This is a genomic window from Pseudomonas sp. ASL7, assembly GCF_056680375.1.
On record NZ_CM155279.1, the window covers coordinates 3,337,501 to 3,349,897 of the forward strand.

General features: G+C 56.6%; 11 protein-coding genes, 1 tRNA gene and 1 pseudogene (1 of these 13 cut by a window edge). 4 read left to right on the forward strand and 9 right to left on the reverse strand.

The genetic code is table 11. From position 1 onward, the window contains the following. From AC1MDT_RS15365 to AC1MDT_RS15385, 5 genes are all read right to left on the reverse strand, one after another. On the reverse strand, nt 1–828 hold the 5' portion of the coding sequence (locus AC1MDT_RS15365) for an amino acid ABC transporter permease (protein WP_480417963.1). 102 nt of this gene lie to the left of the window's left edge; only the first 828 of its 930 coding nucleotides appear in the window; the start codon lies at nt 826–828; its stop codon lies beyond the left edge, outside the window. Next, the gene (locus tag AC1MDT_RS15370) at nt 825–1,457 is read right to left on the reverse strand and encodes an amino acid ABC transporter permease (RefSeq protein WP_480417964.1); all 633 of its coding nucleotides are present in this window, start codon (nt 1,455–1,457) and stop codon (nt 825–827) included. The genes AC1MDT_RS15365 and AC1MDT_RS15370 overlap by 4 nt, the downstream gene beginning before the upstream one ends. A 27-nt stretch (nt 1,458–1,484) precedes the next feature. Beyond that, nucleotides 1,485–2,273: a glutamate ABC transporter substrate-binding protein gene (locus AC1MDT_RS15375; RefSeq protein ID WP_480417965.1), complete on the reverse strand. Its 789-nt coding sequence runs from the start codon at nt 2,271–2,273 to the stop codon at nt 1,485–1,487. Between the two features lie 90 nt (nt 2,274–2,363). Next, on the reverse strand, nt 2,364–3,128 hold the full coding sequence (locus AC1MDT_RS15380; RefSeq protein ID WP_480417967.1) for an amino acid ABC transporter ATP-binding protein: 765 nt from the start codon (nt 3,126–3,128) through the stop codon (nt 2,364–2,366). Between the two features lie 50 nt (nt 3,129–3,178). Then, nucleotides 3,179–4,201 (reverse strand): asparaginase, encoded by a 1,023-nt coding sequence (locus AC1MDT_RS15385; RefSeq protein ID WP_480417969.1) that lies wholly within the window; start codon nt 4,199–4,201, stop codon nt 3,179–3,181. 160 nt (nt 4,202–4,361) lie between these two features. Between AC1MDT_RS15385 and AC1MDT_RS15390 the strand changes: the two genes are divergently transcribed. Continuing rightward, on the forward strand, nt 4,362–5,321 hold the full coding sequence (locus AC1MDT_RS15390; RefSeq protein ID WP_480417971.1) for a LysR family transcriptional regulator: 960 nt from the start codon (nt 4,362–4,364) through the stop codon (nt 5,319–5,321). A gap of 202 nt (nt 5,322–5,523) precedes the next feature. After that, nucleotides 5,524–6,411: pseudogene (locus tag AC1MDT_RS15395) on the forward strand (AMP-binding protein); the annotation flags it as partial. Between the two features lie 132 nt (nt 6,412–6,543). Here the strand turns inward: AC1MDT_RS15395 and AC1MDT_RS15400 are convergent. Beyond that, nucleotides 6,544–7,824 carry a haloacid dehalogenase-like hydrolase gene (locus AC1MDT_RS15400; RefSeq protein ID WP_480417972.1) on the reverse strand — a complete coding sequence of 427 codons (1,281 nt, stop codon included), beginning with the start codon at nt 7,822–7,824 and terminating at the stop codon, nt 6,544–6,546. Between the two features lie 264 nt (nt 7,825–8,088). On the opposite strand from AC1MDT_RS15400, the gene AC1MDT_RS15405 reads away from it, so the two are divergent. Further along, complete coding sequence (locus AC1MDT_RS15405) at nt 8,089–8,859, forward strand: DeoR/GlpR family DNA-binding transcription regulator (RefSeq protein ID WP_480417973.1); 771 nt, start codon at nt 8,089–8,091, stop codon at nt 8,857–8,859. A 178-nt stretch (nt 8,860–9,037) separates the two neighbouring features. On the opposite strand, the gene AC1MDT_RS15410 is transcribed toward AC1MDT_RS15405, so the two are convergent. Continuing rightward, nucleotides 9,038–9,114: transfer RNA gene (locus AC1MDT_RS15410), tRNA-Arg, on the reverse strand. 188 nt (nt 9,115–9,302) lie between these two features. Continuing rightward, nucleotides 9,303–9,875, reverse strand: a complete 573-nt coding sequence (gene phnN, locus AC1MDT_RS15415; protein ID WP_480417974.1) for a phosphonate metabolism protein/1,5-bisphosphokinase (PRPP-forming) PhnN — start codon at nt 9,873–9,875, stop codon at nt 9,303–9,305. A gap of 384 nt (nt 9,876–10,259) precedes the next feature. Between phnN and AC1MDT_RS15420 the strand changes: the two genes are divergently transcribed. After that, nucleotides 10,260–10,586, forward strand: a complete 327-nt coding sequence (locus tag AC1MDT_RS15420; protein WP_003178899.1) for an Arc family DNA-binding protein — start codon at nt 10,260–10,262, stop codon at nt 10,584–10,586. A 99-nt stretch (nt 10,587–10,685) separates the two neighbouring features. Here the strand turns inward: AC1MDT_RS15420 and mgtE are convergent, their stop codons facing one another. Then, nucleotides 10,686–12,128, reverse strand: coding sequence for a magnesium transporter (gene mgtE, locus AC1MDT_RS15425; protein ID WP_480417975.1), 1,443 nt, complete (start codon nt 12,126–12,128; stop codon nt 10,686–10,688). Nucleotides 12,129–12,397 lie beyond the last annotated feature (269 nt).

Here is a 12,397-nt window from a genome sequence, read left to right on the forward strand (position 1 = left end):
AGCGCCCTTTCCTGTTGTTGCTCGGGAGGTATACGCCTGCCGTCGTTCGATCCAACGTCTCAGAGCCAACAGCAGCGCACTGACAAAGCCATACATGACCGTCACGATAAACGCCGATTGAAGCAGGGTTTGCGGAGCGAAGCTGGATATCTGTTGTGACCGGCGCAACAACTCCTCGTAAGGAATGATGTAGCCCAGAGACGTGTCCTGAACAATCGCCAGGACCGCACTGATCAAGGCGGGCAACATGAGTTTCAACGCCTGAGGCAACACGATCCACACCATCGCCTGATGTTCGCGCATACCAATGGACAGCGCCGCTTCTCTCTGCCCACGCCCCAAAGAGAGGATCCCGGTGCGGACGATTTCCGCCGTCATTGCACTATGGTGCAGCACCATGCCGAAAACCAGATACCCCAGGGCCGACCAATTCAACCCCATGGAAGGCAGCAGGATGACGGTAAAAAGGATCAACAACAGCAACGGGACCGCACGAAAGCAGCCGATATAGCTGGCTGCCAGAGTACGCAACCAGAGTTTGGAGGATAACCGCGCAACCGCCAGAGGCAGTGCAAGGCTAAAGGCCAATATCATGCTGACCACTGCCGCCAGCAAGGTCGCCACCAGCCCATCAAACAGAAAGCGAAGTGTTCCAGGATGCAGGAAGATCTCCCAACGCTTGGCGTCGAACTGACCGCTCTCGTCCAACCTTAGACCCATCTCAATCAGGACGCCGAGCAGGAGTACCGCGCCAAACGCCGAGATAATACGGTTACGTCTTCTAGCAATCGGCCCTGGTGGTTCGTAAAGCACGTTATTGAAGCTCATCGTACTACCGCCATTTTTTGCTCCAGGTAGCGAAAGAACAGACCGGCTGGAAGGGTCAGCAGCAAATAGGCGGCCATGGCGCCGAGGAACGTCGGGACGGCCAGGGCGGTGTCGAAGTTGATCCTCTGCGCGGTGTAGGTGATATCCGCGACACCGATCGCAGCACCGATGGCCGATGCCTTGATTTGAATGATGAACAGATTACCCAGCGGCGCGATGACCGACTGCACAGCTTGCGGTAAAACCACTTCGCCGAGTATCTGATCAAAGCGCATCCCGATGCTTCGCGCGGCCTCGATCTGCCCGATCGACACGGTGTTGATTCCCGCCCGCACCACCTCACAAATCCAGGCAGCGCTATAGAGGCCCAGCACCAGAACCGTGGAAGTGAACAGCGAATAGATGAAGCCGAGCTTGGGTAACCCGAAGGTGAACAGCAGCAATAGCGCCAGAAGCGGCATCATCCGCATGAGCTCGACGTAACCGCTGGCGAACCAGCGGAACGTCGGCCATGGGCTTACCCTCATGACGGCTAAAAGCAGCCCGAGGGCTACGGCTATAGCAAAGGACAGCAGGGTCAGCTCGACGCTTATCGCGATGCCCCCAAGAAAGCGTTCGATATAAGACATCAAGGTCACCCCCACTGGATTTCCTTCTTACTGGATGACCGGCACTTGGGGGGCGCCCAAACCGGCTTCCAGATCTTTGTCGTACATTTTTTGCCATTGGCCATTACTGATCGACTTGCTCAGCTGCGTGTTGATCCAGTCACGCCAAACCTTATCTTCCTTAACGACGGCAATCCCGTAAGGCTCCTCGGTGAAGGGCGTACCGACGACGCGCATCTTGCCGGTTTGGCGAAGCGACTCGCCGACAAGCGTGGCGCCGTCGTCGACATAGGCATCGAAACGCTTGTCGATCAGCCCTTCGACGCACGCGGAGGCATCGCTGAAGGTCACTATTTTGGCATTCGGAGCCAACGGCTTGAGGTTACGCTCAACGGTGGTCCCGCTCAGTACGCAGACTGTCTTGCTGTCGAGGTCTGCGGTCTTCTTGATCGAATGATCGTCCGCCCTGACCAGGGTATCTTGCCCCGCGAGGTAATACGGGCCGGCAAACCCTATGACCTGCTTGCGTTCCTCGTTCACCGTCATTGTCGAGATGACCAGGTCAACCCGCTTGTTCTGGACCAGCGGGATGCGGTTTTCCGGCGTCGTGCTGACCCACTCAATGTTTTCTTCCGAACCCGTAAGCTGTTTGGCCAGCATCCTTGCCAGATCGGCCTCGAAGCCTTCGACCTCCCCGGTCATGGGATTACGCGAGGAGAACATCAGCGTATTCAGAGAGGTTCCAACGACCAATTTGCCTCGCTCGTGAATTTTGGCCATCGTCGAATCTGCCGCAAATTTCTCTGGGGTATCGGCGGATGCAAGGGTGGCGAACATGCAGGAAGTCAGAAGGGAGACGCTTAGGGCAACAAATCGATTAGGACGCATGGTTTATCTCTCTTTTTATTGTGGTTTCAACTAATTGATTCAGTGTGCGAGCACTTTGGAAAGAAAATCGCGAGCTCGCTCTGAGCGGGGAGCGCTGAAGAAGATTTCTGGAGGAGCACTTTCGACGATACGACCGGCGTCCATGAAAACGATCCTGTCGGCGGCGGAACGTGCAAAGCCCATTTCATGAGTCACCACCACCATCGTCATGCCGGTGCGAGCCAGCTCAACCATCACCTTCAAAACCTCATTGACCATTTCGGGATCAAGTGCCGAGGTTGGCTCATCGAACAGCATCACACTGGGCTTCATCGCCAGCGAACGAGCGAGCGCTACGCGCTGTTGCTGTCCACCCGACAATTCGGCGGGAAACGATTTTTCCTTGTGCGCCAGACCGACCTGGTCGAGAAGCTGCATGGCCCATGCTTCGGCATCACGACGATTCATGCCGAGCACTTTGCGTGGGCCCATGGCGACATTCTGCAGGGCTGTCCGATGGGCAAACAGATTGAAATTCTGGAAAACCATACCCACTTTGGCACGCATCTTCGCCAACGCACCGCCTTCTTCAGGAAGGCGTTCACCATGCAGAAAGATCTCGCCACTGTCGATCGCTTCCAGACGGTTGATGCATCGGCACAAGGTTGATTTGCCCGAGCCGGAGGGACCGATAACCACCACCACTTCACCCGGCTGCACTTCCAGGTCTACCTCAAACAGGACTTGCTGACTGGCGAAAAATTTGTTCACGGCACGTAGCGAGATGGCCGGGGTTTTCTGATCTTGGGAGCGAGTCGATAGCATGGCTTCTGCTCTGCGTTGGAGGTCTGACTCGTGCCTGCCGGCACCGCTTACTAGACGAACTTCAATTGAACGATGGCTTTCAACTGGCCCACTGGCGCGCCATTACAATTGTTCAATGCAGGATCAGCCCAAGGGGCCAATAGCGCACTCTCGCCTTCATCCTCCAGTACGCCTAACTGCTTGAGTACGGAAATGGTGATGGCAAACACGCTGGGGAAGTCACCATCACTGACCTTCACCGCCACGCCCAATCCGCGACTGCGGATACCCACCGTCTGCACGCCATCGGCGCCCGTTTTTGCAACCCAGTCTCCTTTGGATGCAAGGGTGATGGCAAGATCGGAGCGACCGGTACCGGAAACCATTTGAGGGTTATGACGCATGGCATCGAATAGGCGCTGCAAAACCGGACTGAGACTTGTGTCGCTCCCAGCTTCGCCACTGGCCAGACGCGCCCACAAAAGCGCAAGACGCGAGAGTGGCATTCCAAGATTTGGCGCGTTGCAGCCGTCAGTTCCCGTCCAAAGCTGACTTTCAGGAACTCGGGTCAGCTCTGCGACGACCCGGTGGATATCCCGTTGCAAGGGATGCTCCGGCGCCAGGTAAGAACTGCTCGGTAATCCGTGGAGGCGGCAGTAAGCAAGAAATCCGGTGTGCTTTCCGGAACAGTTGTGGTGACGTTGATCGAAGTGGAAACCCTGGGGTGGGAGATTGTCGCCACTGTAGAAATCCGGCATATGACAGCCACACTGCAGGTCAGATACTTCGTGCCCGATTTTCGCCAGCATCTTGCTCACGGCATCGACATGCGTGTCTTCCCCGGAATGGCTTGCGCACATCAAGGCGACCTGGTCCTCGGAGAAACCAAAGTGCTCTATGCCACCATCACGAACGAAAGGAACGGCCTGAAAGGGCTTGAGCGTAGATCGGGAAAACGTCATGGATGCCGGATCGCCAGCATAGGCTACTAACGCCCCGTCGCTATCAACCACAGCCACTGAGCCCCAATGAATGCGTTCCACATGTTCGTTTCGGGTAGCAATGGCGATTGGAACATGGGCAGGAAAATTCATGGGGATCTTCAAACTCCAATTAGTCACGGGACGATTCGTGGACGGGAAACAAGGATGTGCGCACGGCGATGAAAAATGAGTTTATATTCCGGTAAAAACTGATGGAACATCGAGTAAAGGAATTCGGTTTTGCATCCCGCGCAAAGGTAACTCGTCTGAAATGATGTTCGAAAATGCACGCATCGATCACTTTGGCGCGATGAGGTCGTTGGTAAAAGTCGTCGAATTGGGCAGCTTTTCCGCAGCGGCCCGAGAGATGCACGTCTCTCCTTCCACGTTGACACGCACCATTTCGGCGCTGGAAAAATCGCTGGGCACTACCCTGCTCCATCGAACCACTCATATCGTCGCGCTCACTGAGGCGGGGCAGATCTATCACGCGCGCGCACTGTCGATGATTGCCGACCTGGACGACACCCTGCGTGTGGTCAGTGACCTCAACCTTGCACCCAGTGGGCCTCTGAAACTCACTTCACCTGTGGCTTTCGGCAGGCGTTTTCTCGCACCGCTCATGGCCCCCTTTCTAAAGATGTACCCCGGTATCCAGATGGATCTGCGGCTGACAGACAATCACAACGATATGATCGTCGGGGGCTTTGATCTCGATATTCATGAAGGCGAGAACCATTTGGAGAACTTGATCGCCTATCCGATCTCCCGGAATGATTCGCTGCTATGCGCAACGCCTGAATACCTCGCACAGCATGGCCATCCCCAATCGCCTGCCGACCTGAGCGCACATAACTGCCTGGTGTACCTCCACCAGGACAGCGACCCGCATTGGTATTTTGTACGGGAAGAGGTAAAGCACTCGATTTTCCCGAAAGGCAATCTTCAGTCGGACAACTCGGAGCTGTTGCTCGAAGCGGTCTGTGGTGGCCTGGGAATAGCGGAGTTCGAAATCTGGTTGATTCGCGACCTGCTCTTGAACGGCCAATTGCAGATTGTTCTGCCGGAATATCGTTTGGTTAACTCGCTGACCGGAAGAAAAATTTACATGGCCTACCTGCCCAATCGACGCTTTTCGACAAAGGTCCGCGTGTTGCGCGAATTTCTCGAAGCGCACCTGCAAGGTATTGGCGAATTACCTCCTGGTTTCCTCAAGCATGAGGTGGAATAGACATCGGGTTGGCAACCTGAGCGCTACGTAGCTCGCACCCCTCTCCCCTTTACCGCTGCTGAGTGCCGGAGCGCATGAACGTTCTCGGCACTTGGTGCGCAATTGGCTTGGATCAGAGCACCTGTGTGCATTCCCAGTGACCAGCCATGGGCCCCATTAAAATGCAAGTCGTGTCGATTAGTACCGATAGGTTGCCTGCACTGAGGCGGCGGGCATCGCCATGGCGATCAATCCTATGCTTGAGTCCAAGCAGATGGCCGGCTTGCTGAATGCCGCGAAGGCATCCGTGGTGGTCACGCTGGCGCCGACTGCGGGCAGCGATCTGTGGCCCAAACTGGTTTCGCAGTTGGATCGGTTACCCATGGTCAAGTCTGTCGTTTGGGTCAGCATGGAGTCCTATGTCGCCGAACCGGTGCGTGAGCTCCTGAAAGCCGCGGCCCTGAAAGAGCGAGACTTACACAGGGGTATCGCGATCCACGATTGGCAAACGCTGATGAATGCTCAGGCGCACACACACCTGAAGAGCGGTCGGCAAATCCACCAGGATGAGTGCTCCTCCTACATCTGTACTGGCGGCACCACCGGGCTCCCCAAGATTGCCGCACGTTCCCATGGCTCGGAAGTATTCAATGCATGGGCCGGGGCCGCTCACTTGCAGTCACGCAGTGGTGGCCAGGTTATCTTTTGTGGTCTGCCGCTATTTCATGTCAATGCACAACTGGTGACTGGACTGATGCCTTGGACTCAAGGCGACCATGTGATCCTCGGGACGCATCAGGGGTATCGTGGCGAGGGGGTGATCCCACGATTCTGGGAGGTGGTCGAGCACTTCGGTATCAGCCTCTTTTCTGGCGTGCCAACTGTCTATGCTGCACTTCTGCAAAATGAATGGCAGGGCCGGGACCTGTCCAGTACGCGCAGTGTGTTCTGGGGACCGATGGCAATTGCGATCATGGGCGGCCTTACCGTGGCGACGCTGCTGACGATTTTCTTCGTCCCGGCGTTGTACGCCGCATGGTTCAAGGTTCGCCGCCAGACCGTCGTTGCCACCCAACAGGTGAGGGGTGACGTCGCGCTCGCTTCTGAGTGATGAGTGCCGTGGCACTGTGCTCCCAACCTCACCACTATCAGGAAGGATTGCTCAGCGCCGACGTCTTCAACACAATCGGCGAGTTGCACTGCGGCTCGCGGATGGCCACCGGCCACCCGCGAACCAGCGCCATCACGCCAGCAGCTTAAGCTCGTCTTTACCGTACTTGAGCGATTTCTCGTCTGGAATCATCAGGCCAGTGTGCTCGTCGCGCCCCTGCAGGACGAAGCGGGCGTTCGGGCTGCCCAGTTGGGTAGCGGCCTGTTGACTGTCGGCGCCGATCTCGCCCTTCTTCATGCGGTTGACGATCAGCCCCACCGCCGTATCGTTGAAGTCGCGCAGCATCCAGGCATCGCCATCGCTGTCGCCAGCCACCAACACCGGGCCATAGCCCTTCTGTTTAACCAGTATGTTCTTGATGCCGACGGTCTTGCCCGGACCGTAATTGAAGTGCCAGTCTGGCTGATAGCGACTGGTGTACTTGCCGTCTTCCATCGCCATGCGCAAGCCGATCACGTTCTCGGGCGGCACGCCGTATCCGTAATGGGGATTGCCCGCGAACACGCGTACCACATCGTCGATCGAGGCGGTGCTGACATAAACGTCGATGCCATTGGCGCGCAGCGTGTGCATCAGGCCGCGGATTTCCTCGTGGATGCGGATGCCATGAAAGTGCGTATCCGCCACCACCCCAGCCTTGCCCGGCAATGTGCGTGAACTCTCGTACTTGACCTTGCGCAGCGCGTCGCCGATAGCGTAGTTGTTGGACGCCTGCGCCATCGCCTGCAATTCAGCCGTGGTCATGTTCTTGTAGAAGTACAGAATCCACTTGTAGCCGATCTCCACCGGGTAACTGTCGCAGATTGCGTCGTACATGAAGTAGAGCTTGGCGAGAAAATCCTTGTATTGCTCGCTGGTCTGGATGTCTTCCAGGCTCTTGTCGCCGGCGAGTCCCTTGTAGTTGGCGTGCAACCAGCGGTAATCCGCTTCCACATCACTGGCGATGTCTTCCATCTTGACCGGCTGGCCGTCCACCGTGGTGTAGTCCTTCATGAACGCGCCGTTCGGTACGTCCTGGCGCAACACGGCGGCGAACTCATCGGGCGTCAGCTTGTACTGCAGATGATTGATCTGGTAGACCAGCAGCGCTTCTTCACAGTCGTTCATGATGCAGGTGTTGTCCCAGTCAAACACCGCGTACGGGCGCTGCTCTGGGCGGTAGGACGCGCTCTTGACACCGTGCTGGTCGATCACTGCCTGCAGGCGATTCATGTTGAGCGGCGACCAGCGCGCCGGGTCCAGATCGCCAGGCGTGGCTGGGGGCGTGGCGGCTTGCGTTATGCGGGATGACAACAACAGCGGACTGACGACGGAAACGGTAGCGAGGGTGTTCAGAAACTGGCGACGCTGCATGGCATAGCTCCTACTTCTAGACGAGAGGTTACAACCGAGGCGATGGCGAAAGCGTGTTTCGAAATACGGACGAGGGTAAGAACCCGTCCGGCCACGAGGCTAGCTTCAAATACACAAAATTACAATAATGCCTCAACATTACACAAATATGACGCGCAGGCTGCGCCAACCCAATGATCATGGGGCCGCGCCAAACTTGACAGCGACCGACGCCCCTCCACAATGCGTGCTCGGACAGCGATTCAAACAGCAGGGACACCCGGTATGTGGCAAGAAGAGCGTTATCAGCGGATCCGCGCACTGCTATCGACCTTGCAGCGCGTCACCACCGACCGCATCGTCACGGAGCTGAATGTTTCACGCGAGACTGTGCGGCGCGACCTGGTCGCTCTGGAAGAACAGGGAGAGTTGAAGCGGATACACGGTGGCGCCATCCGCGTTGAGGACGAAGCGCCAATCGCCGAGCGGGCGCAAAGCAACGTCAAGTTCAAGCGCGACCTCGCGCGCGCCGCGGTCAGCCTGCTGTCGCATGGGCAGACGGTGTTCATTGACGCGGGCACCACCACCGTCATCCTTGCCGAAGAGTTGGCCAAGCTGGGAGGGCTGACCGTGATCACCAACTCGTTCAACGTGGCACTGCAACTGCGCAACCCTACGGCGTCGGGCGCCCAGCACAACGAGGTACTCGTGCTGGGCGGTTCACTCGACGACCGTGCGCCGGCGACGGTCGGCAGCACCACGGTGGCGGAAATTGGCCGTTATCGGGCCGACCTCGCACTGTTGTCGCCGGTCGGTATCGACGCCCAGCGCGGCGCCAGCAACTACGACCACCGCGAAGCCGAAGTGGCGCGCGCCATGGCCGACAATGCCGAACGCGTGGTCATCCTCGCCGATTACAGCAAGATTGGCGTGGAGAGCCGCGTCGCCTACTGCCCGCCAGACCGCATCGACGTGCTCATCACCAACCACAAGGCCAGTACCGAAGCGGCGTTCGCCGCACTGAACGCCAAGCTGAAACGTATTGTCCTGGTGTAGCGGTGGCTTGGCGGTTGCATCAGCCAAACCGATCAGCTGATGCAACGCACAAGCGTTTGGCATAAAAAAGCCCCGCCTTGGCATTGCCCGGCGAGGCTTACTTTTTCCTGCTGCTGCCACCTTGCTGTCACAGAAAAACCGAACGGTCAGGAGTATGGCTGCAGAGGCGCAAAATATATGGTGTCCCAGGGCAGGTTCGAACTGCCAACCTTCCCCTTAGGAGGGGGATGCTCTATCCAATTGAGCTACTGAGACACAAGCTGCCCGCGAGGAACGCGGTACAAACAGACGGCGTGCATGTTAACGGCCTGCCCTGCGTTTGTCATGTCGTCCGTTGCGCTTATTAAGTGTAGGCAGAAGCGCAGCGCGGCATCCCTCTGCTCCTCGTGCCCATTGCATCACCCCAAAAAGCCATCAGCTCGCGCTAATCGTCGGGCGCAAAATCAAGTTCGATCCAATAGTGCGTTAACCCTCACCAAGTGCAACAGGCTAGCCACCGTGTTATCGAGGTCGCCCGAGTTATCGAGCCGATAAACCTTGGTATCGCCGATGGAACTGTCTGAAGTGAACAAATCGTTGCGTAGAAGTCTCGATTCAATCTCCGCTTGATTCTCACGACCACGTCGTAGCAGACGCTCTCGCAGGACGTCATCTTCCACTGTTAGAAGTACCGGCATCAGCGTGGGGTAGCGGCGCAGCGCCTGCGCAAAATGGCCGCGGGAGCCGTTGACCAAAACATGCCCGCCACCCTTGAGCCATAAATCCATTTCGATCGGAATACCATAATCAAGACCATTGGCGCTCCAGGACAGCGCGAAGTCCCCCTTAAGTCTGCGAAGCTCAAACTCCTCTCGGGAAACTCCGATGGCATCTTCACCTAATGATTCGGCTGATCGAGTGATGACTCGGCGCACCACTTCGCAATTGAGTGCCCGCAATGGCTCTCTAGCAGCGTCAATGAGGCTGTCCTTGCCGGATCCGGAAGGCCCCATCAAAAAAATCAGCCTGCCATCCATCCTGAATTCGCCTCCTACTGCACGTTTACGCTAGTAAATCGGCCATTTGCCACTATCCTGTACAATAAGGAACAATGATCGAATCCGCATAGCATGCACCTTCAGGCGTCTTCAGACATCCCCTGCAGGGCAAGAGGACGCGGTCAGCGATGCGGACCAGGGCACGCTTTTAAAACCAGCCCGCATTTCTGATAATTGGTGCTGGCATAACGCCTTTATCCAGTTCAATATTTGTCACAGAATTGACGCCAATGATCTGGCTATATTGAGGCATGATGCGAGCCTCTATCAATTCAGGTTGAACATTTGGCCAGAGCGCTTGTCCTATCAGACATCCTGCGGCCAATCCCGAGAACCGCTCCCCTGAACTAACCGGTTAAATATATGCGCCCATTGAAACAGGCAATTTATTCCAGCCGTACGGCTGACAAGTTCGTCGTACGTCTGCCAGACGGAATGCGTGAACGCATTGCCGAGGTGGCTCGCAATCATCATCGCAGCATGAACTCCGAAATCATCGCGCGCCTTGAACAGAGCCTTATTCAGGAAGGCGCGCTGGGTGAAGAATTGAGCATGCGCCTGGACAGCCCAGAGCTTTCGTTGCACGAACGCGAACTGCTGCAACGCTTCCGTCAACTTTCACACCGCCAGCAGAATGCTCTTGTTTCGCTGATTGCCCATGACGCAGAAATGGCCGCAGACGCTTCCTGATTCATCCGAAACTCCCCAAGCCAGCATGATTGCTGGCTTTTTTATGCCTGAAATTCAGGCATAAAAAACCCGCCGATTGGCGGGTTTAAGGCAAAGCGGTCAGAGCAGGAAGATGGTCGCCAGCCCAAGGAAGATAAAGAACCCACCGCTGTCGGTCATGGCGGTGATCATCACACTCGCGCCCATTGCAGGATCGCGCCCAAGCCGCGCCAATGTCATAGGGATCAAAACGCCCATCAACGCGGCAAGCAACAGGTTGAGCGTCATAGCGGCGGTCATCACCACGCCCAGGGACCAACTGCCATACAGCAGATAAGCAACGATGCCAATGACACCGCCCCAGACCAGGCCATTGATCAAGGCTACAGCCAACTCCTTGCGCATCAGGCGCGAAGTATTGCCGGTGCTGACCTGATCCAGCGCCATGGCCCGAACGATCATGGTGATCGTCTGGTTACCGGAGTTGCCACCAATACCCGCCACGATCGGCATCAATGCTGCGAGCGCCACCAGCTTCTCGATCGAGCCTTCAAACAGACCGATCACGCGGGATGCAATGAACGCAGTGATCAAGTTCACCGCCAGCCAGGCCCAACGGTTACGCAGAGACTTCCAGACCGACGCAAAAATATCTTCTTCTTCACGCAGACCCGCCATGTTGAGAACTTCGTTTTCGCTCTCTTCACGAATCAGGTCGACCATTTCATCGATGGTCAGACGACCGATCAACTTGCCGTTCTTGTCGACCACGGGGGCCGAGATCAAGTCATAACGCTCGAACGCCTGTGCTGCATCGTAGGCGTCCTCGTCCGGATGAAAACTCACCGGGTCACTGGCCATGACTTCGGAAACCTGTTTTTCCGGGTCGTTGACCAACAATCGCTTGATTGGCAAGACGCCCTTGAGCACGCCGTCGTAATCGACCACGAACAGTTTGTCAGTGTGGCTCGGTAATTCTTTCAGGCGACGCAGGTAGCGCAACACCACTTCGAGACTGACATCCTCGCGAATGGTCACCATCTCGAAGTCCATCAGCGCACCGACCTGCTCCTCGTCATAAGACAAGGCAGAACGAACGCGCTCGCGTTGCTGACTATCGAGGGTTTCCATCAGCTCGTGAACGACGTCTCGCGGCAGCTCGGAGGCCAGGTCAGCAAGTTCGTCGGCATCCATATCCTTGGCCGCAGCCAGGAGCTCGTGATCGTCCATGTCGGCGATCAGGGTTTCACGAACCGAGTCGGATACTTCGAGGAGAATGTCGCCGTCACGATCAGCCTTGACCAAATGCCAGAGCGTCAGACGATCGTCCAGCGGCAGGGCTTCAAGGATGTAGGCGACGTCGGCGGAGTGCAGGTCATCGAGCTTGCGTTGCAGCTCGACGAGGTTTTGCCGGTGAACCAGGTTCTCGACCCGGTCGTGATGCGGACCTTCCTGGCGGTGAGTCAGGTCTTCGACGACCCGCTGACGATGCAACAGCTCAATAACTTGAGCGAGGCGGTCCTGCAGGCTTTCTTGCGTTTTCTTTACTTCAACTTCAGACATAGGCGAACTCCACTCCCAGCAGCGGGGCACGCCGGAAGGATCAATCAGTCAATTCATGATTGGAAAAACGAGGTACTGAGTAACTACTGGGTAAGTCCATGGAGGTATTCCACAAGCCCCGGCGGGGCTGACGGGCGCAATGATACACCGCCCGACGGTTTTAAATGTTAAAAAATCGCGTCTGAAACAAGCGCTTGCGACACAAACCTGAGCACCGACCTGATCCATCGAAATGCGACGACTCATTCTGAAAAGAAAACACACCGTCA